The 20,283-nt window shown below is 64.9% G+C and carries 18 protein-coding genes and 1 pseudogene; 8 read left to right on the top strand and 11 right to left on the bottom strand.

Features of this window, described 5'->3' with window-relative positions; genetic code table 11:
* Positions 1 to 203 precede the first annotated feature (203 nt).
* Together tgt and queA are read right to left on the bottom strand one after the other, a co-directional pair.
* Positions 204 to 1,394: a tRNA guanosine(34) transglycosylase Tgt gene (tgt, locus tag ACLFKU_RS02985; RefSeq protein WP_368587619.1), complete on the bottom strand. Its 1,191-nt coding sequence runs from the start codon at positions 1,392 to 1,394 to the stop codon at positions 204 to 206.
* Between the two features lie 114 nt (positions 1,395 to 1,508).
* Entirely contained in the window at positions 1,509 to 2,567 is a 1,059-nt protein-coding gene (gene queA / locus ACLFKU_RS02980) for a tRNA preQ1(34) S-adenosylmethionine ribosyltransferase-isomerase QueA (protein WP_410848125.1), read from the bottom strand.
* Positions 2,568 to 2,757: 190 nt separating this feature from the next.
* On the opposite strand from queA, the gene recG reads away from it, so the two are divergent.
* From recG to ubiA, 7 genes are all read left to right on the top strand, one after another.
* Entirely contained in the window at positions 2,758 to 5,055 is a 2,298-nt protein-coding gene (gene recG / locus ACLFKU_RS02975) for an ATP-dependent DNA helicase RecG (RefSeq protein WP_410848124.1), read from the top strand.
* Between the two features lie 104 nt (positions 5,056 to 5,159).
* Positions 5,160 to 6,119, top strand: a complete 960-nt coding sequence (locus ACLFKU_RS02970; RefSeq protein ID WP_013088477.1) for a LysR substrate-binding domain-containing protein — start codon at positions 5,160 to 5,162, stop codon at positions 6,117 to 6,119.
* Positions 6,120 to 6,244: 125 nt separating this feature from the next.
* On the top strand, positions 6,245 to 6,412 hold the full coding sequence (locus ACLFKU_RS02965) for a hypothetical protein (RefSeq protein ID WP_410848123.1): 168 nt from the start codon (positions 6,245 to 6,247) through the stop codon (positions 6,410 to 6,412).
* An 81-nt stretch (positions 6,413 to 6,493) separates the two neighbouring features.
* A complete protein-coding gene (locus ACLFKU_RS02960) occupies positions 6,494 to 7,948 on the top strand; it encodes a catalase (RefSeq protein WP_368585447.1) in 1,455 nt (484 codons plus the stop codon).
* 95 nt (positions 7,949 to 8,043) lie between these two features.
* Positions 8,044 to 8,208 carry a hypothetical protein gene (locus ACLFKU_RS02955; protein WP_410848122.1) on the top strand — a complete coding sequence of 55 codons (165 nt, stop codon included), beginning with the start codon at positions 8,044 to 8,046 and terminating at the stop codon, positions 8,206 to 8,208.
* Between the two features lie 155 nt (positions 8,209 to 8,363).
* Positions 8,364 to 8,861: a Dps family protein gene (locus tag ACLFKU_RS02950; RefSeq protein ID WP_018431894.1), complete on the top strand. Its 498-nt coding sequence runs from the start codon at positions 8,364 to 8,366 to the stop codon at positions 8,859 to 8,861.
* Positions 8,862 to 9,095: 234 nt separating this feature from the next.
* Positions 9,096 to 9,959: a 4-hydroxybenzoate octaprenyltransferase gene (gene ubiA / locus ACLFKU_RS02945; RefSeq protein WP_410848121.1), complete on the top strand. Its 864-nt coding sequence runs from the start codon at positions 9,096 to 9,098 to the stop codon at positions 9,957 to 9,959.
* Between the two features lie 131 nt (positions 9,960 to 10,090).
* On the opposite strand, the gene proC is transcribed toward ubiA, so the two are convergent.
* The 6 genes from proC to ACLFKU_RS02915 all read right to left on the bottom strand — a co-directional run bounded on the left by proC (position 10,091) and on the right by ACLFKU_RS02915 (position 17,289).
* Positions 10,091 to 10,906, bottom strand: a complete 816-nt coding sequence (proC, locus tag ACLFKU_RS02940) for a pyrroline-5-carboxylate reductase (RefSeq protein ID WP_410848120.1) — start codon at positions 10,904 to 10,906, stop codon at positions 10,091 to 10,093.
* 76 nt (positions 10,907 to 10,982) lie between these two features.
* Positions 10,983 to 11,705 carry a YggS family pyridoxal phosphate-dependent enzyme gene (locus ACLFKU_RS02935; RefSeq protein WP_410848119.1) on the bottom strand — a complete coding sequence of 241 codons (723 nt, stop codon included), beginning with the start codon at positions 11,703 to 11,705 and terminating at the stop codon, positions 10,983 to 10,985.
* Positions 11,706 to 11,741: 36 nt separating this feature from the next.
* Positions 11,742 to 12,968, bottom strand: a complete 1,227-nt coding sequence (glcF, locus tag ACLFKU_RS02930) for a glycolate oxidase subunit GlcF (RefSeq protein WP_368585442.1) — start codon at positions 12,966 to 12,968, stop codon at positions 11,742 to 11,744.
* Between the two features lie 8 nt (positions 12,969 to 12,976).
* A complete protein-coding gene (gene glcE / locus ACLFKU_RS02925; protein ID WP_410848118.1) occupies positions 12,977 to 14,065 on the bottom strand; it encodes a glycolate oxidase subunit GlcE in 1,089 nt (362 codons plus the stop codon).
* Between the two features lie 182 nt (positions 14,066 to 14,247).
* Positions 14,248 to 15,741 carry an FAD-linked oxidase C-terminal domain-containing protein gene (locus tag ACLFKU_RS02920; RefSeq protein ID WP_410848117.1) on the bottom strand — a complete coding sequence of 498 codons (1,494 nt, stop codon included), beginning with the start codon at positions 15,739 to 15,741 and terminating at the stop codon, positions 14,248 to 14,250.
* A gap of 129 nt (positions 15,742 to 15,870) precedes the next feature.
* A complete protein-coding gene (locus ACLFKU_RS02915; RefSeq protein ID WP_410848116.1) occupies positions 15,871 to 17,289 on the bottom strand; it encodes an FAD-linked oxidase C-terminal domain-containing protein in 1,419 nt (472 codons plus the stop codon).
* Between the two features lie 222 nt (positions 17,290 to 17,511).
* On the opposite strand from ACLFKU_RS02915, the gene ACLFKU_RS02910 reads away from it, so the two are divergent.
* Entirely contained in the window at positions 17,512 to 18,066 is a 555-nt protein-coding gene (locus tag ACLFKU_RS02910; protein ID WP_368585438.1) for a cob(I)yrinic acid a,c-diamide adenosyltransferase, read from the top strand.
* 54 nt (positions 18,067 to 18,120) lie between these two features.
* Here the strand turns inward: ACLFKU_RS02910 and ACLFKU_RS02905 are convergent, their stop codons facing one another.
* The 3 genes and pseudogenes from ACLFKU_RS02905 to aroG form a co-directional block, all read right to left on the bottom strand.
* On the bottom strand, positions 18,121 to 18,453 hold the full coding sequence (locus ACLFKU_RS02905) for a helix-turn-helix domain-containing protein (protein WP_008923434.1): 333 nt from the start codon (positions 18,451 to 18,453) through the stop codon (positions 18,121 to 18,123).
* Positions 18,450 to 18,793 (bottom strand): annotated as a pseudogene (locus tag ACLFKU_RS02900) (type II toxin-antitoxin system RelE/ParE family toxin). The gene ACLFKU_RS02905 and the pseudogene ACLFKU_RS02900 overlap by 4 nt, the downstream one beginning before the upstream one ends.
* 201 nt (positions 18,794 to 18,994) lie before the next feature.
* Positions 18,995 to 20,068, bottom strand: coding sequence for a 3-deoxy-7-phosphoheptulonate synthase AroG (gene aroG, locus ACLFKU_RS02895; RefSeq protein WP_368585436.1), 1,074 nt, complete (start codon positions 20,066 to 20,068; stop codon positions 18,995 to 18,997).
* Positions 20,069 to 20,283 lie beyond the last annotated feature (215 nt).

The following is a 20,283-nucleotide window of genomic DNA, read 5'->3' as shown; positions in this document are numbered from 1 at the left end:
TCTCCGTTATTGGTCAAACAAACGAACAAAAAATCAGCCGATTATTCTACCACCGGCCACACGCACGCCGGCACGGCGAATCGGCTTTGCGATCAACCGTTTAAAGGTCCGATGCGGGGCAAATCCAGCGGCCAGCGAAAGCAAATTGTAAGTTGTCCGCGTGCGGCATGGGCAGTCTTCAGCGGCATTCGCGTACCGGGCGGTCAGGACGACGGTTCGACGCCGCGCGACCGATCTTCGTGAAAGCGCTTGCGGAACGCGTCGAACAGCTTCGCCTCGATCGCATCGCGCATTTCCTGCATCAGTTCGAGGTAGTAGTGCAGGTTGTGGATCGTGTTCAGCTGCGCGCCGAGGATTTCGCCAACGCGATGCAGGTGGTGCAGATAGCCGCGCGTGAAGTTGCGGCAGGTGTAGCAGCCGCATTGCTCGTCGAGCGGGCGCAGCGAGTTCTTGTGCGTCGCGTTGCGGATCTTGATGTCGCCGAAGCGCGTGAACAGCCAGCCGTTGCGCGCGTTGCGCGTCGGCATCACGCAGTCGAACATGTCGACGCCGGCCGCGACGCCGGCCACCAAGTCTTCCGGCGTGCCGACGCCCATCAGGTAGTGCGGCTTGTTGGCCGGCAGCTTCGGGCCGATGTGGTTCAGGATCCGCATCATGTCTTCCTTCGGCTCGCCGACCGACAGACCGCCGATCGCGAGGCCGTGGAAGTTCTTCTCGGCGAGGCCGGCGAGCGACTCGTCGCGCAAGTCCTCGAACATGCCGCCCTGCACGATGCCGAAGAGGGCATTCGGATTGCCGAGGCGCTGGAATTCGTCGATCGAGCGCTGGGCCCAGCGCATCGACATGCGCATCGATTCGGCCGCGTCCTTGTGGGAGGTCGGGATGTTGTTGGTCGCGTACGGCGTGCATTCGTCGAACTGCATCACGATGTCCGAGTTCAGCACCTTCTGGATCTGCATCGACACTTCCGGCGACAGGAACAGCCGGTCGCCGTTGATCGGCGACGCGAACGTGACGCCGTCCTCGGTGATCTTGCGCAGATCGCCAAGCGAGAACACCTGGAAACCGCCCGAGTCGGTCAGGATCGGCTTCTTCCAGCCCATGAAGCCGTGCAGGCCGCCGTGCGCTTCGATCGTTTCGAGGCCGGGCCGCAGCCACAGGTGAAACGTATTGCCGAGGATGATCTGCGCGTGCATTTCGTCGAGCTCGCGCGGCTGGACCGCCTTCACGGTGCCATAGGTGCCGACCGGCATGAAGATCGGCGTCTCCACCACGCCGTGATTGAGCGTGACGCGGCCGCGGCGCGCGAGGCCGTCGGTGCCGAGCAGTTCGAATTTGAGGCCATTCTCCGGGCGCTCGTGGGCAGGATGCTGCGAGAGATGACCAAGGGTCATGGGGATTACTCCTGTGCTACCGGAAAACAGTCCGGCGCAATCAATGAAAACCGCCACGAGGGATCGCGGCGGTTGGGAAAACAGCCAATACGCTGAAGCAGTGCTCGAACCGGCTTAGGCATCTCGCCGCGTCAGCAGCATCGCGTCACCGTAGCTGAAAAAGCGATAACGCTCGTCGATCGCGTGACGATACGCGGCGCGAATCGTCTCGACACCGGCGAACGCCGACACCAGCATCAGCAGCGTCGACTTCGGCAAATGGAAGTTCGTGACCAGCCGGTCGACCACGCGGAAGCGGTAGCCCGGCGTGATGAAGATGTCAGTTTCGGCGCTCGCCGCGGCGAGCGGATGGCCGGCCGCTTCGGCGTCGCGCGCGGCGGCTTCGAGCGCGCGCATCGAGGTCGTGCCGACCGCGATCACGCGGTTGCCGCGCGCTTTGGTCGCAGCAATCTTGTCCGCCAGCGCTTGCGGCAGGTGATACCACTCGCTGTGCATCTTGTGCTCGGCGATGTTCTCGACCCGCACCGGCTGGAACGTGCCCGCGCCAACGTGCAGCGTCAGCGTCGCGGGTTCGATGCCGAGGGCGTCGAGCCTCGCGAGCAGCGCGTCGTCGAAGTGTAGGCCGGCGGTCGGCGCGGCGACCGCGCCCGGGTTCTGCGCGTACACGGTCTGATAGCGGGTTTCGTCGGTCGCGTCGGGATCGTGCTCGATGTACGGCGGCAGCGGCAGACGGCCGTATTGCTCGATCAGCGTCAGGCAGTCGTCGGGGAAGTGCAGCGTGTAGAACTGGTCGACGCGCTCGCCGACGGTGACGTCGAACGCATCCGCGAGACGGATCGTCGTGCCCGCCTGCGGGCTCTTGCTCGCGCGGATCTGCGCAAGCGCGCTGCGCTCGCCGGTCAGCCGCTCGACCAGCACTTCGACCTTGCCGCCGCTCGCTTTCTGGCCGAAGAAGCGCGCCTTCAGCACTTTGGTGTCATTGAAGACCAGCAGATCGCCCGGCGCGAGGCACTCGGGCAAGTCGGTAAAGCGGCGGTCGATCAGGCGCGCGGCGCCGTCGGCGGCGCCCGCGGCGTCCACGTCGAGCAGACGGCTTGCGCTGCGCTCGGGCAGCGCGACTTGCGCGATCAGCTCGGGCGGCAGATCGAAATCGAAATCGGAAAGCGTAAACATGCGAACGACTGGAAGCGGATTGGTACTGATTTGGGACTGAATTGAGCCGAAGCCGGAGCCGGGCGGCTATGATGGCGGGACGCCGAAGCGGCCCGCGTGCGCGTTGAGCCGCATCTTGCCCACGCTGGATGCGCGCAGAGCGGCACGTTTTTTTTCGACAGCAGCCGATATTGTACTTGCGAAGCAGCTCATGCCTTTGTCCGACCGCCGATCGTCCGTTGCCACCCTCGAAGCGGGCGCCGAACCGCGGCGCCGTGGTGCGCGAGCGGAGGCGGGCGACCGAGACGCAGAAGGCGGCGCGCAAGGCGGCATGATCGCCGCGGGCCAGGATGCCGGGCGCGACGGCGACCCCGCGAGCGACGACAAACCCGCCGCCAAAACCAAAGCCGCGGCGAAGGCCGCCGCCAAACCCGCAGCCAAAGCCCCCGTCAAAACCGCCGACAAGCTCGCCAAACTCGGCCTCACACGAGACATCGACCTCGTGCTGCATCTGCCGATGCGCTACGAAGACGAAACCTCGCTGACGCCGATCGGTCATCTGCTGCCCGGCGGTATCGCGCAAACCGAAGGCGTGGTGTTCGACAACAAGATCGCCTATCGCCCACGCCGGCAGCTGCTCGTGAAGCTGCGCGACGCCGACGGCGACGAACTGGTGCTCCGTTTTCTGAATTTCTACGGCTCGCAGGTCAAGCAGATGGCGGTCGGCGCGCGCCTGCGCGTGCGCGGCGACGTGCGCGGCGGCTTTTTCGGCATGGAGATGGTGCATCCGGCCGTGCGCGTCGTCGATGAAGACACGCCGCTGCCGCAGGCGCTGACACCGGTCTATCCGAGCACCGCAGGCGTGTCGCAGGCGTACCTGCGCAAGGCGATCGACAACGCGCTCGCGCGCACGTCGCTGCCGGAGCTGCTGCCCGCGCCGGTCGCACGCGCGTTTCTCGAACCGCTCGGCGTGCCGGCGCTGATGGACGCGGTGCGCACGCTCCATCATCCGGGCGTGCAGTCTGACGAAACAGCGTTGATCGACGGCACGCATCCGGCCTGGGTGCGCATCAAGTTCGAGGAGCTGCTCGCGCAGCAGATGTCGCTGAAGCGCGCGCACGACGAGCGGCGCAACCGCGCCGCGCCAGCGATGCCGCGCCGCAAGCTCGGTGACGACTCGGCGCTGGTCGCGCGTCTGTTGAAGGCGCTGCCGTTTTCGCTGACGGCCGCGCAGCAGCGCGTCGGCGGCGAGATCGCGCTCGATCTGACACAGCCGCATCCGATGCAGCGGCTGTTGCAGGGCGACGTCGGCAGCGGCAAGACGATCGTCGCGGCGCTCGCGGCCGCGCAGGCGATCGACGCCGGCTACCAGGCCGCGCTGATGGCGCCGACCGAAATCCTCGCCGAGCAGCACGCGCGCAAGTTGCGCGGCTGGCTCGAGCCGCTCGGCGTGAACGTCGCGTGGCTCGCGGGCAGTCTTAAGACGAAGGAGAAGCGCGCCGCGATCGAAGCGGCCGCGCTCGGCACCGCGCAGCTGGTGATCGGCACGCACGCGATCATTCAGGACGCGGTCGAGTTCGCGCGCCTCGGGCTCGTGATCGTCGACGAACAGCATCGCTTCGGCGTCGCGCAACGGCTCGCGCTGCGCGCGAAGGCGCAGGGCGCCGCCGACGGCGCGTCCGACTTCCAGCCGCATCAGCTGATGATGTCCGCGACGCCGATTCCGCGCACGCTCGCGATGACCTACTACGCAGACCTCGACGTCTCCACGATCGACGAACTGCCGCCGGGCCGCACGCCGATTCTCACGAAGCTCGTGTCCGACGCGCGCCGCGAAGAGGTGATCGGCCGCGTGCGCGAGGCGGCGCTGACGGGGCGCCAGGTGTATTGGGTGTGTCCCCTGATCGAGGAAAGCGAGACGTTGCAGCTGCAAACCGCGGTCGAGACCTACGAGACGCTCGTGGCCGCGCTGCCCGAGCTCAAAGTCGGGCTCGTGCACGGGCGCCTCGCGCCCGCCGAAAAGGCCACGGTGATGGACGCGTTCTCGCGCAACGAGATCCAGCTGCTGGTGGCGACCACGGTGATCGAGGTGGGCGTCGACGTGCCGAACGCGTCGCTGATGGTGATCGAGCACGCGGAGCGCTTCGGTCTCGCGCAGCTGCACCAGTTGCGCGGACGGGTGGGGCGCGGCAGCGCCGCGTCGGTCTGCGTGTTGCTGTACACCGGACCGCTGTCGATGACCGCCCGCGCGCGCCTGCAAACGATGCGCCAAACCACCGACGGCTTCGAGATCGCCCGCCGCGACCTCGAAATCCGCGGGCCCGGCGAGTTCCTCGGCGCGCGGCAGTCGGGCGCGGCGATGCTGCGTTTCGCCGACCTGCAAAACGATCAGCACCTGATCGAGCCCGCGCGCGAAGCCGCCGCGATACTGCTGGACCAGTATCCGGACGTGGTCATCCAGCATCTGGCGCGCTGGCTCGGCGCCCGCGAGCAATATCTGAAAGCCTGAGTGCCAGCCCTCCGCCACGAACGGAACGGCTAAAAGGTTGGCGAACCGACCCTATAGGTGTATAACTAGAACCTATCGAATCTATCGCACTGATTGATCCCCGAATGACGCTCACCGAATTGAAATACATCGTGGCGGTTGCGCGCGAGCGGCACTTCGGCCGGGCCGCCGAAGCGTGTTTCGTCAGCCAGCCCACGCTGTCCGTCGCCATCAAGAAGCTCGAAGACGAGCTGAACGTGCAGATTTTCGAGCGCGGCACCAGCGAGGTCAGCGTCACGCCGATCGGCGAACAGATCGTCACACAGGCGCAACGCGTGCTGGAGCAGACGCTCGCGATCAAGGAAATCGCCAAGCAGGGCAAGGACCCGCTGGTCGGTCCGCTGCGCCTCGGCGTGATCTACACGATCGGACCGTACCTGCTGCCCACGCTCGTCAAGCAGATGATCCAGCGCGTGCCGCAGATGCCGCTGATGCTGCAGGAAAATTACACGCTGAAGCTGATCGAACTGCTCAAGCAGGGCGAAATCGACGTCGCGATCATGGCGTTGCCGTTTCCCGAAACCGGCTTGATGCTGCGTCCGCTGTACGACGAGCCGTTCGTCGTCGCGTTGCCGTCCGGTCACGCGTGGGAAGGCCGCTCGAAGATCGACCCCGATGATCTGAAGCAGGAAACCATGCTGCTGCTCGGCAGCGGCCACTGCTTCCGCGATCATGTGCTAGGCGTGTGCCCCGAGCTGATGCGCTTTTCGCAGAATGCGGACGGTATCCAGAAGACCTTCGAGGGCTCGTCGCTCGAGACGATTCGTCATATGGTCGCGAGCGGCGTCGGCATTACCGTGCTGCCGCGCATGTCGGTGCACGAGGTCAAGCCGCATGCGGGCGGTATCGACGCGGGCCTGCTCAGCTATGTCGCGTTCGACGAGCCGGTACCCGATCGCCGCGTCGTGCTGGCATGGCGCAAGAGCTTCACGCGGATGCCCGCGATCGATGCGATCTGCGAGGCAATCGCCGCGTGCGAACTGCCGGGCGTCAAAAAACTCGATCTGCCCGCTGCCGTCAACTGACGTGCCATCCCGCGCAGCCGCGCCGCACAACGGCGCGGCCTGCCGCGAAAAAGGGCGCGAGCTCTATCGAATAGATTAAATTAATCAAATACGAATATTCGATAGTTATTGCTATAGTTTCCTCCATGGATCGCCCGATCCCCTTATTCGATAAGGCTCAGGAGGAAAACATCATGCAAGCGGTTTCTCAGCCCATCCACGCTTTTCCCGCCCAACCGATCATCACGGCCGTCGCGCCGAGTATCCGCACGGTCGCGATGTCGTTGCTGGTCGACCGGGTGCTGGGCGCCTGACGTGCCTACCCATGACGGCGTCCGTCCCGCACGGATGCCGCGCGATTTCCTCTGATCCAATAAAACCACGCAGGAGTGCCCATGTCCGAACGTAAGCTCACCAATGCCGCCGGCGCGCCCGTCGCCGATAACCAGAACTCGATGACCGCCGGCCCGCGCGGCCCGGTCGTGCTTCAAGATGTCTGGCTGCTCGAAAAGCTCGCGCACTTCGATCGCGAAGTGATTCCCGAGCGTCGTGTTCACGCGAAGGGTTCGGGCGCGTTCGGCACACTGACGGTCACGCACGACATCTCGCGCTACACGAAGGCGAAGGTATTCGCGCAGGTCGGCAAGGAAACGCCGCTTTTCATGCGCTTTTCGACGGTGGCCGGCGAGCGTGGCGCGGCCGACGCCGAGCGCGACGTGCGCGGCTTCTCGATCAAGTTCTACACCGAGGAAGGCAACTGGGACGTGGTCGGCAACAACACGCCGGTGTTCTTCATCCGCGATCCGCTGAAGTTTCCGGACTTCATTCACACGCAGAAGCGTGATCCGTACACGAACCTGCGCAGCAACGTCGCCGCGTGGGATTTCTGGTCGCGTCATCCGGAGTCGCTGCATCAGGTGACGATTCTGATGAGCGATCGCGGCATCCCGAAGAACTACCGGCAGATGCACGGCTTCGGCTCGCACACGTACTCGTTCATCAACGCGCACAACGAGCGTTTCTGGGTCAAGTTCCACTTCAAGTCGCAGCAGGGCATCGAGAACTTCACCGACGCCGAAGCCGCGCAGGTGGTCGCCAATGACCGCGAAAGCGCGCAGCGCGATCTGGTGAACAGCATCGACGCGGGCAACTTCCCGAAGTGGCGCTTCGCGATTCAGGTGATGCCCGAAGCGGATGCGGCGAACTACCGCTTCAACCCGTTCGACATCACGAAGGTGTGGTCGCAGAAGGACTATCCGTTGATCGACGTCGGCACTATCGAGTTGAACCGCAACGCGGCGAACTATTTCGCGGACGTCGAGCAGGCGGCGTTCACGCCGGCGAACGTGGTGCCGGGCATCGGCTTTTCGCCTGACCGTCTGTTGCAGGGGCGTCTGTTCTCGTACGGCGATACGCAGCGTTACCGGCTCGGCATCAATCATCACCAGATTCCGGTGAATGCGCCGCGCGTGCCGAACCCACATTCGTTCCATCGCGACGGCGCGATGCGCACCGACGGCAATCTCGGCGGCAACGTGAATTACGAGCCGAATCGCTTCGGCGACTTCGCGCAGGACGCGAACGCATCGGAGCCACCGCTCGCGGCGGGCGCGGTCGCGCGTTACGAGCATCGCGAGGACGACGACTACTACACGCAGCCGCGCATGCTGTTCGCGCTGTTCGACGACGCGCAGCGTCAGCGTCTGTTCGGCAATATCGCGCGACATATCAACGGTGTGCCGCGGGAGATCATCGCGCGCCAGATCGAGCATTTCCGCCGCGCCGATCCGGCTTACGCGGAAGGTGTGATCGCGGCGCTCGCCGCGTTGCAGGAAGGCAGAAACCGCTAGGCGTCCAGTACGCGGCCCATGGCAACGCAGTAGCACAGTAATCGACGGCGCAGCGCGTCGCTGCGGCCGTCACGAGACGAACCGGGAGTACGATCATGATTCAGATGATGATGGCAAGCATCGGCGGTCCGACCGCCACGCCGAGCATGCAGGCGCAACGGCAGGTGTTGATGTTGCGCAAGGCGATGGGCGTTGCGATCGTCGCGAGCGGCTTTGCGGTAATCGCCGCGCAGGCGTTGCAACACGCGCTGCGCGGCTGAGCGCAGTACCGCCAGGATGGCGGCGCGGCAAGGCTCCCGAGCACGCCTTGAGCGAAGCTTGCGGCAATTCACGCTACACTGTCGAACGGTTTTATTCGTGTTTCCGCAGACCGTCATCTGCCGACCGGTTCGTATCACTCTTCAAAGGAGTCATCATGGCCAAGAAAGAAGCCGCAGCAGCCGTACAGCACGTCAACATCGGGATCAGCGACAAGGATCGCAAGAAGATCGCCGAAGGGTTGTCGCGTTTGCTCGCCGATACCTACACGCTGTACCTGAAGACCCACAACTTCCACTGGAACGTCACGGGTCCGATGTTCAACACGCTGCATCTGATGTTCGAAACGCAGTACAACGAACTCGCGCTCGCAGTCGACTCGATCGCCGAACGTATCCGCGCATTGGGCGTACATGCGCCGGGCACCTACAAGGATTTCGCGAAGCTGTCGTCGATTCCCGAAGCGGACGGCGTGCCGGCCGCGGAAGACATGATCCGCCAGCTGGTCGAAGGCCAGGAAGCGGTGGTGCGCACCGCGCGCGCGATCTTCCCGGCGACGGAAGCCGCCAACGACGAGCCGACCGCCGACCTGCTCACGCAACGCATGCAGACGCACGAAAAGACCGCGTGGATGCTGCGCTCGCTGCTCGCGTGAGTTGGCGCGGCTAAGCCGGCCGAGTCACGTTCGAATGCAGGTGCGGGCAACAGCCGCGCCGTGATGGAAACGCACAAGCCTCCCTGTACGGGAGGCTTTGTTTTTTGCGCCGCCGCCGCGTGATGCAGGAGTGCGAGCGCCAGCCTTTTCGATACCCGGCCAGATGAATTCAGAGCCGCCGTGCGCTTCCCGTAAAATAGGCGCACCGTGTTCGCACTTCACCGAATTCGTCCCATGTTCGCCCGACTTCCCCTGTATCTGCGCCTCGTGCGCATGGACAAGCCGATCGGCAGCCTGCTGCTGCTGTGGCCGACGCTCAACGCACTATGGATCGCTTCCGGCGGTCATCCGTCGTGGCAATTGCTGGTGATCTTCACGCTCGGCACGGTGCTGATGCGCTCAGCCGGCTGCGCGATCAACGACTACGCGGACCGCGATTTCGATCGCCACGTGAAGCGCACCGAAAACCGGCCGATCACGTCGGGCAAGATCAATGCGTGGGAAGCGGTCGTGCTGGCCACCGTGCTGTCGCTGATCGCGTTTCTGCTGATCCAGCCGCTCAATGCGTTGACCAAGCAGTTGTCGGTGGTCGCGCTGTTCGTCGCCGGCACGTATCCGTTCATGAAGCGCTTCTTCGCGATTCCGCAGGCGTATCTGGGCATCGCGTTCGGCTTCGGCATTCCGATGGCGTTCGCCGCGGTGCTGGATCACGTGCCGCTGCTCGCATGGGTGATGCTGGTCGCGAACATCTTCTGGGCCGTTGCGTACGACACCGAATACGCGATGGTCGATCGCGACGACGACATCAAGATCGGCATCCGCACGTCGGCGCTGACCTTCGGCCGCTTCGACGTGGCCGCGGTCATGCTGTGTTATGCGGTGACGCTGGGGATTTACGTCGGCATCGGCCTGACGCTCGGGTTTGGTTTGCTGTACTGGCTTGGCTGGGTGGTCGCGGTGGGTTGCGCGATCTATCACTACACGCTGATCCGCAATCGCGAGCGGATGCCGTGCTTTGCCGCGTTCCGTCACAACAACTGGCTCGGCGGCGCGTTGTTCGCGGGGATCGCCGCGCATTACGCGGTGACTTCGTTTTAATTCGCGCTAGCGAGTTTCTGGCCTCACGCCGCTGCTGCATCTGCACGCCGTAGGCGCCTGCCCTGAATGGAAAAGGGCAGACGCGCTACGGCGTTTCTGTTTCCGCTATTTCCTGGCGACGCCGGTTCGCATTACTGCTTGCCGAACTCGTCGCCCATCTCGCGCGCCCGCGCGTCGGCGGCCAGTGCGCCGCGCACGATCGCATCCTTGATGCCGCTCGCATCGAACGAGGCGAGCGCTGCCGCGGTCGTGCCGCCTTTCGATGTCACGCGTTCGCGCAGCACGCTCGGCGGCTCACCGGAATTGGCCGCGAGTTGCGCGGCGCCCGTGAAGGTCGCGACCGCAAGCGCGCGGCCCTGCGCTTCGTCCATACCGAGCTGGCGCGCGGCTTCCTGCAGCGCTTCGATGAAATAGAACACGTAGGCCGGCCCGCTGCCCGAGATCGCGGTCACAGCATCGATCTTCGCTTCATCGTCGAACCAGACGGTTTCGCCGACCGCGCCGAGCACCTGCGACGCGAGCGCGCGGCCCGCTTCGTCGACGCTGCCGCTGCCGACGAGACCCGTCACGCCCATGCCGATCAGCGCCGGCGTATTCGGCATCACGCGCACGATGCGGCTGTGGCCATTCAGCCAGCGCGACATGTCGCCGATGCGGATGCCCGCGACGATGCTGACGATCAGTTGCGACGCGTGCAGATGCGGCGCCAGCGTCTCGGCGACGCTCTTCAGGATCTGCGGCTTCACCGCGAGCACGACCGCGTCGTAGTCGGCGAGCGTGCCGTCGGCGGCCGCGCCGGTGCGAATGCCGAATTGCTGCTCGTTGCGCTTGCGCGCGTCTTCGTTCGGATCGATCGCGTACAGGTCCGCGGGCGCGGTGCCCCGCTTGATGAGGCCGCCGATCAACGCCGCGGCCATGTTGCCGCCGCCGATAAACGCAATTTTCATGATGGTCCGGATAGGTTCAGATGAGATGCGGTGGGGACTTCGCGCAGCCAGGTTCGCGCAAGGCCCATGGAAAAGCTCAGCGCGAATAGTCGCGCGCGCCGAAGATCGCGGTGCCGACGCGCACGATCGTCGCGCCTTCGAGCACGGCTGCTTCGAGATCGGCCGACATGCCCATCGACAGCGTATCGAGCTCGAGCCCGTCGTTACGCAAGCGCTCGAACAACTCGCGCAATTGGCGATGCGGCGCGCGTTGCGCGTCGAGATCGCCGGCCGGTTCCGGAATCGACATCAGCCCACGCAGCTTCAGCTTCGGCAGTGCGGCGATCTGGTGCGCGATGGCGGCCGCCTCATCGGGCGCGACGCCGCTCTTCGACGCCTCGCCGCTGACGTTGACCTGCAGGCAGACGTTGAGCGGCGGCAGGTTGTCGGGGCGCTGCTCCGACAGACGCTGCGCGATCTTCAGCCGATCGACCGAATGCACCCAGTCGAAATGCTCGGCAACGGGGCGCGTCTTGTTCGATTGCAGCGGCCCGATGAAATGCCATTCGAGCGACGCGCGCAGATCGGCGAGCGTCTGGATCTTGTCGAGCGCTTCCTGCACGTAGTTCTCGCCGAATGCGCGCTGACCGGCCGCATGCGCGGCGCGCACGGCATCGGCGGGAAACGTCTTCGAGACCGCGAGCAGCATCACGGACTGCGCATCGCGGCCGGCCGCTTGCGCGGCCCAGGCGATGCGCTCGTGCACGTCGGCGAGATTGTGAGCGAAGTGATCGGCGAAACGGTGAGGCAGATCGGACATGGAGCGAACCGGTGTTCAGCGAAGACGATGCCCCGATTATACGGACAGCATGTGCTCGACCAATTCGATCCAGTGCGCGACCGGCGTCGACGTGCCGCTTTGCAGATGCGCGATGCAACCGACGTTCGCCGACACGATCACCTGCGGCTCCTGCGCCTGCAAACGCTCGAGCTTCTGGTCGCGCAGCGCGTACGACAGGCGCGGCTGCAGCAGCGAGTAGGTGCCGGCCGAGCCGCAGCACAGATGGCTGTCGGCGGGCAGGCGCACTTCGAGGCCGAGCGCGCCGAGCAGTTGCTCGACCTTGCCGTGGATCTGCTGGCCATGCTGCAGCGTGCAGGGCGGATGGAACGCGACCGTGTGCACCGAGCGGCGGCGCGTGATCGCGACGAGCTGCTCTTCGAACTCGGGCAGGATTTCGGAGACGTCGCGCGTCAACTCGACGATGCGGCGCGCCTTCTCCGCATACTCTGGATCGAGGCGCAGCAGGTGCGCGTATTCCTTGACCGTCGCACCGCAGCCCGACGCGTTCATCACGATCGCTTCAACGCCCTGTTCGACGTAGGGCCACCATGCGTCGATGTTCGCGCGCACGTCGTCGAGTGCTTCGTCGTTGTAGCCGAGGTGCAGGCGGATCGCGCCGCAGCAGCCGGCTTCGGGCGCGATCAGCGTTTCGATACCGAGCGCGTCGAACACGCGCGCGGTCGCGATGTTGACGTTCGGCATCATCGACGGTTGCACGCAGCCCGCGAGCATCAGCACCTTGCGTTCGTGTGTCGCGCTCGGCCATTCGAGCGGGCGTTGACGCGCGGGCACCTTGTCGCGCAGCTTCTTCGGCAGCAGGCCTCGCACGTGCTGGCCCAGCCGCATCGCGGGCGTGAAGATCGCGCTGTTCGGCAGCACGCTCGCGAGCAGCCGCCGCATCAGCCGCTGATTGAGCGGACGCGTGACCTTCTCTTCGGTAAGCTTGCGGCCGATCTCGACGAGCCGCCCGTATTGCACGCCGGACGGGCAGGTCGTTTCGCAGTTGCGGCAGGTGAGGCAGCGGTCCAGGTGAACCTGGGTGCTGCGCGTGACCGGCGCGCCTTCGACCATCTGCTTGATCAGATAGATGCGCCCGCGCGGACCGTCGAGCTCGTCGCCGAGCAGTTGATAGGTCGGGCAGGTGGCCGTGCAGAAACCGCAATGCACGCATTTGCGCAGGATGGCGTCGGCTTCGTTGCCATCCGGGGTATTGCGAATGAAGTCCGCGAGATTGGTTTGCATCGCGTCACTCAGAAGTCGGGGTAGAGACGGCCGCGGTTGAAGATGCGGGCCGGGTCGAATGCATGTTTGAGGCCGCGATGGATTTTCATTAACGGCGCGGGCAGCGGTGTGAATACGCCGGCGCTGCGGTCGTAGCCGTGGCCGCTGCGGAAAATGGTTGCGTGGCCGCCGGCCTGCTTCGCGCTGATGCGCACGGTTTGCGCGTCGGTGTCGGTGATCCACCAGCGCTGGCCTCCGCCCCATTCCATCAGTTGCGCGCCGGGCAGTTGCAGCGGCTCGGTGATCGACGGCAACGCGAGACGCCACAGCGCGGCCTTCGGCGGAATGCTCGCAAAGAACGAGTCGGTCTGTTCGCGCAGGCCGCCCCAGAAGCGCTCGGCTTCGACCGCATCGACGACTTCGCCGCCGAGCCCGGTGCGCGCGGCCTTGACCGCGGCCTCCGCGCCGCCCAGGCGCACCGCGAGCGTGCCGTTGCGCCATGCGCTCGCGGTGATCGGCAGCGGCCGGCCGCCCCATTCGTTGAGCTTGCGTACCGCGTCGGTGCCATTCATGTCGAACTTCAGCGTGGCTTCGGCCTGCGCGCGCGGCAGCACTTTGACCGACAGCTCGAGGATCAGCCCGAGCGTGCCGAGCGAGCCCGCGAGCAGCCGCGACACGTCGTAACCGGCGACGTTCTTGACGACCTGGCCGCCGAAATGCAGCACCTGGCCCTGGCCGTTCATCACGACGGCGCCGAGCACGAAGTCGCGCGCGGCGCCGACGGCTGGCCGGCGCGGCCCCGAAATGCCCGCGGCGATGCAGCCGCCGAAGGTGGCCTGCGGTCCGAAGTGCGGCGGCTCGAACGCCAGCATCTGGTCGTGCTCGGCGAGCGCGGCTTCGATTTCCAGCAGCGGGGTTCCCGCGCGCGCGGTGATCACGAGCTCGGCCGGATCGTACGCGATGATGCCGCGATAAGCGCGCGTGTCGAGGATCTCACCTTCCAGCGTCTGGCCATACCAGTCCTTGGTGCCGCCGCCACGGATGCGCACCCCGCGTCCCTCGGCGCTGGCCGAGCGCACGCGTTCGGACCATACGGCGACGATGTCGTCCTCTTCCATGGTGTCCTGCTCGTTGTGTTTCGTTTGATTGTACCGGGCGGCGGCTCGCTGGCAAGCCGGAGCACACCCGCATGACGGGGTGCGGCATCGGTCTGAAGGGGACGGCGCAAAGCGCCGCGCACGCCGCGCCCGCACCGGCGCGGGCGCGGCGAACAGTGGCTGCGCGATGCAAACGCGAGCCGCTAGAAGCGCGGCAGCTCGGGATGCGGCAGCAGCCCGCCGCGCACGTGCATCTTGCCGTATTCGGCACAGCGCGCCCGGGTCGGAATGCCCTTGTCGGGATTCAACAGACCGGGCGCGTCGAATGCTCGCTTGACCGCGTGGAACGTGTCGCGCTCCTCGGGCGAGAACTGCACGCACATCGAATTGATCTTCTCGATGCCGACGCCATGCTCGCCCGTCACCGTGCCGCCCAACTCGACGCAGGCTTCGAGGATGTCGCTACCGAACAACTCGGCGCGATGCCACTCGTCCTGGTCGTTGCCGTTGAACAGTATCAGCGGATGCATATTGCCGTCGCCGGCATGGAACACGTTGATGCAGCGTAGCTGGTAGGTTTTCTCCATCTCCTCGATGCGCGCGAGCAGCGGACCGATACTGCGGCGCGGCACGGTGCCGTCCATGCAGTAGTAGTCCGGCGAGATGCGGCCTGCGGCCGGAAACGCGTTCTTGCGCCCGGACCAGAAGCGCAGGCGCTCGGCTTCCGTGCGCGAAATCTGGATACGCGTCGCACCGTGCTCGCGCAGCACCGCGGTCATGCGCACGATCTCGGCTGCGACTTCCTCGGGCGTGCCGTCCGATTCGCACAGCAGGATCGCCGCCGCGTCGAGATCGTAGCCCGCGTTGACGAACTCCTCGACCGCGCGCGTGGCGGGCTTGTCCATCATCTCTAGGCCGGCCGGGATGATGCCCGCCGCGATGATGCCGGCAACGGCGTCGCCGCCTTTGACCACATCGTCGAAGCTGGCCATGATGACCTGCGCCGTTTGCGGCTTCGGGATCAGCCTGACGGTGACCTCGGTGACGATCGCGAACATGCCCTCGCTGCCGATCAGCACCGCGAGCAGATCGAGCCCCGGCGCGTCAGGCGCGAGCGAGCCGAATTCGACGATCTCGCCGTCCATCGTCACCGCGCGCACGCGCAGCACGTTATGCACGGTGAGGCCGTACTTCAGGCAATGCACGCCGCCCGAATTCTCGGACACGTTGCCGCCGATCGTGCAGGCAATCTGCGACGACGGATCCGGCGCGTAGTAGAGGCCATACGGCGCCGCGGCCTCGGAGATCGCGAGGTTGCGCACGCCCGGCTGCACGGTCGCGATGCGCGCATACGGGTCGATCTCGACGATCTTGCGAAAGCGCGCGAGCGACACCACGACGCCGTGCCGAATCGGCATTGCGCCGCCGGACAGCCCGGTGCCCGCGCCGCGCGGCACGATGGGCACATCGAGGCGATGGCAGATCTGCACGATGCGCTGCACTTGCGATTCGGTTTCCGGCAACGCGACTGCGAGCGGCAGACGCCGGTACGCGGCGAGGCCGTCGCAGTCGTACGCGACGGTATCTTCCTCGCGATAGAGCAGACAGTGGCTCGGCAACACGGCCATCAGCGCCTGCACGACTTCGCGCTGACGCTGCGCGAGGACTTCGGCCGACAGTTCAGCGGGTGCGTTCATGTGAGTTGTCTCCTCGTGGCTTGCGCCGGTCCGGCTTCCAGGTTCGAGCCGGCTGTTTCGTGCGGCCTGCTTCGCGTCACTTGCGTGTTCGGGCCGGCGGCTTGTCGCTGCCGGCCTTCGCAATGTCGATCAGGCCGCCGCCCAGGCGAAAATCTTGCCCGGGTTCATCAGATTGCGCGGGTCGAGCGCGTGCTTGATGGAGCGCATCGTGTCGACCGCGACGTCGCCGTGCTCCTCGAGCAGAAAGCCCATCTTGTGCAGGCCGACGCCATGCTCGCCGGTGCAGGTGCCGTCCATGCGCAGCGCGCGCTGCACGATGCGATGGTTCAGGCGTTCGGCTTCTTCGAGCTCTTCGGGCTTGTCCGGATCGATCAGGATCGCGACGTGGAAATTGCCGTCGCCGACATGGCCGACGATCGGGCACGGCAGCGGCGACGCCAACAGATCCTGCTCCGTTTCAACCACGCACTCCGCCAGACGCGAGATCGGCACGCAGACGTCGGTGGTCACCGCGCGCGAGCCGGGCTTCAGTTGCAGCATCGCGAAATAGGCGTTGTGACGCGCGTTCCACAGGCGGCTGCGGTCTTCGGGGCGCGTTGCCCATTCGAAGCCTTCGCCGGCATTCTGCGCGGCGATTTCCTGCACGAGTTCGGCCTGTTCCTTGACGCCGGCCTCGGTGCCGTGAAATTCGAAGAACAAGGTGGGCGCTTCGCGCAGCGTCAGATTCGAGTGGCGATTGATCGAGCGGATCGCCAGCGAATCGACGAACTCGACACGCGCGATCGGCACACCGATCTGGATCGTCTCGATGACCGCGCGCACCGCATCGCCCATCGACGGGAACGTGCACACAGCGGCCGACACCGCCTCCGGCTGCGGATAGAGGCGCAGCGTGATTTCGGTGATCACGCCGAGCGTGCCTTCCGAGCCGACGAACAGTCGCGTGAGGTCGTACCCTGCCGACGATTTGCGCGCGCGCGAGCCGGTCTTGATCACGCGGCCATCGGCGAGCACGACCGTCAAGCCGAGCACGTTCTCGCGCATCGTGCCGTAGCGCACGGCGTTGGTACCCGACGCGCGGGTCGCCGACATGCCGCCGATGCTCGCGTCCGCGCCCGGGTCGATCGGGAAGAACAGGCCGGTGTCGCGCAGCGCTTCGTTCAGTTGCTTGCGCGAGATGCCGGGCTCGACGGTGACGGTCAGGTCTTCGGCGTTGATCGACAACACCCGGTTCATCTCCGACAGATCGATCGACACGCCGCCTTGCACGGCAAGCAGATGTCCTTCGAGCGACGAGCCATTGCCGTACGGAATGATCGGCACGTCGAACTCGCCGCACAGCTTGACGGCGGTTTGCACGTCTTCGGTCGTACGCGCGAAGACGACGGCGTCAGGCAGTTGCGGATCGAACGGCGATTCGTCGCGGCCGTGGTGCGCACGCACGGCTTCGGCAACGGAGACCCGATCGCCGAAAGCGGCTTTGAGCTGGTTCAGCAATTCGGCGGGAAACGGCCGGCGTAGCGGTGCCGGCGGTACGGGATGGTTCACGCATGTCTCCTATCGAGCGGAGTTGGCGCTTCAACGCTTACTCCGGTCCGATGAAAGTTTCTGTAGGTAACAGCCTGTTTGCAGCAGCTGTTTCATTTTACGCCGTTCGCTCCGCCAGGAGGCGCTGGGCCGGCTTGCGCTCATATAATGGCGGCGATTTCGCGATGCGTGCAATATGGGCAAACGTGGTGGCCGCATCGTCACTGAAAGCAAGGAGACATCATGGGCAATCGCCTCAGCAAGATCGCCACTCGCACCGGCGACGACGGCACCACCGGTCTCGGCGACGGCCGCCGTGTGCGCAAGGACAGCGCCCGAATTGCCGCGATCGGTGACGTCGACGAACTCAATTCGAACCTCGGCGTGCTGTTGTGCGAGAACCTGCCCGAGAACGTACGCGCGGCGCTGGTCGCAATCCAGCACGATCTGTTCGATCTGGGTGGCGAGCTGTGTATTCCCGGTCATACGATGATCACCGAGCGGCATCTCGCTCAGCTCGACGGCTGGCTCGCCGACTACAACGCCACGCTGCCGCCGTTGAAGGAATTCATTCTGCCGGGCGGTTCGCGCGCGGCTGCGCTCGCGCATGTGTGCCGTACCGTTTGCCGTCGAGCGGAGCGTGCGATCGTCGCGCTTGGCGAACACGAGACGCTGAACGCGGCGCCGCGTCAGTACGTGAACCGGCTGTCCGATCTGCTGTTCGTGCTGGCGCGCGTGCTCAATCGCGCGGACGGCGGCACCGACGTGCTGTGGCAGCACGATCGCGGCGCGCCTTGAGCGGCGACGCGCATGCGCGTATAGATAGTCACTGAGCTTTGCACGAGCCGACGCTCAACCGACCGCGAGCGTGACCGGCTTGCCGATGCGGCTCAGCATTTCAACGAGCGTGTCGATCGTGAACTTGGTGGTTTTCTTGTTGACCACGTCTGACACGCGCGGGCGCGACACCATCAGAATTTCGGCCGCTTCGGCCTGCTTCAGATGATGCTGTTCGATCCACGTGGACAGCTCGGTCATCAATTGTTCCTTGAGCAGCCGCGTGTCGTTGATCTGCTTTTGCGACGCCGCGTGAAGGCGCTTCGCTTCCTCGGCGGAAAAACCGAGTTCGAGGAACACGTTCGCGCCGGCTCGCGTTACGTGACGAATGTTGGTGTCGATCGTCATGGCTGGGTGGTCCTGTAATGAGTGATGGCGCGATAGCGCGTTTCGGCAATTTTTCTGTCGCGCGGCCCGAGCTTCTGCGTTTTCTTCTGAAAGCAATGCAGCACGTACAGCGCTTCGGCGTATTTGGTCACGCACATCACGCGAAAAATGCCGTCCTCGTCCTGATACGAATTTCGCGCGTTCCCGCGCCGATAGACTCGAACGGTTTCCAGTCGTCAGGGTCGAGTCCTGACTGAATCTTGTGAAGCTGAAACCCGGCGAGACGACGCGCTTCATTGGGAAAAGCAAGCAAATCACGGTAGCTGGAGCCTAACCAGCGAATTTCTTTTTCCTGCTCCATCGCCACCTCATGTATAAAATCTTATACGCCTTCTTCAACCCGGTCAAGTCGTGCAAGCGACAAGGCAACGAGCTATGACGATAGCGAGGCGTCCGGCTTCGCACCATTCGTCCGAATGGCCAATAAAAAACCCGGTTCGAAATCGAACCGGGTTTTGTACGGACTACCGACAAGCCCCCGCGGTGGCGGCGGGGCAGGCGTTCAGTTGCCGCTGCCGCGCGCGACGCGGCGTTGCTTGACCGCTTCGGCAAGGCCTTCGAGCACAGCGACGCTTTCGTCCCAGCCGATGCATGCATCGGTAATGCTCTGGCCGTACGTGAGCTGGCAGCCTTCCTGCAGATCCTGGCGACCCGCGACGAGGTGCGACTCCACCATCACGCCAACGATCCGCTCGTCGCCCGCGGCGATCTGACGGCCCACGTCCGCGCACACCGGAATCTGGTTTTCGTGCTTCTTCGAGCTGTTCGCATGGCTCGCGTCGATCATCAGACGCGCGGCGAGACCGGCCTTGCCGATGTCCGCACAGGCTGCGTTGACGCTGTCGGCGTCGTAGTTCGGCGTTTTGCCGCCGCGCAGAATGACGTGGCAGTCCTCATTACCCGCGGTCGATACGATCGCCGAGTGCCCGCCCTTGGTGACCGACAGGAAGTGGTGCGGCTGCGAGGCGGCCTTGATTGCGTCGACGGCGATTTTCACGTTGCCGTCCGTGCCGTTCTTGAAGCCGACCGGGCACGACAGTCCCGAAGCCAGCTCGCGGTGCACCTGCGATTCGGTCGTGCGCGCGCCGATCGCCCCCCACGAGATCAGATCCGCGATGTACTGCGGGCTGATCATGTCGAGGTACTCGGTGCCGGCCGGCAGGCCCAGTTCGTTGATACGCAGCAGCAGCTCGCGCGCGGTGCGCAGGCCTTCGTTGATCTTGAAGCTGTTGTCCATATGCGGGTCGTTGATGAGACCCTTCCAGCCCACCGTCGTGCGCGGCTTTTCGAAGTACACGCGCATCACGACTTCGAGCTCGCCGGCAAAGCGCTTGCGCTGCTCGATCAGACGCCCCGCATATTCGATCGCGGCCTTCGGATCGTGAATCGAGCACGGGCCGATCACGACGATCAGACGGTCGTCCATGCCGTGCAGAATGCGATGCATCGCGGTGCGCGATTCGTAGATCACGTTGGACACCGTCTCGTCGCAAGCAAACTCGCGGATCAGGTGAGCGGGCGGCGTGAGTTCCTTCAATTCGCGGATGCGGACATCATCGGTGTTGTGCGGGGGCATGTGGTTCTCCTGAATCGGTTCGTAGCGTGTTCGCGTGAGTCAAATAGGTATCGAAAAGCGTGAGGCGAAAAAAAACCGCCAGGCTAGCTGGCGGTTTTTCGGGAATTCTCGGTGTCCTGCGTGCACTAACACCCCTCTCGATCCGCCAGCGGTCTGAGATACCAAAAAAAGTAAAAATAAAACTTGGCGGACATGGCGAAGTGAATGCGTCGCTG

The organism is Paraburkholderia sp. EG304, assembly GCF_046543485.1.
Lineage (GTDB): Bacteria > Pseudomonadota > Gammaproteobacteria > Burkholderiales > Burkholderiaceae > Paraburkholderia > Paraburkholderia youngii.
Note: the sequence above shows the minus strand (reverse complement) of the source record. Positions and strands in the feature narration are given on the sequence as shown.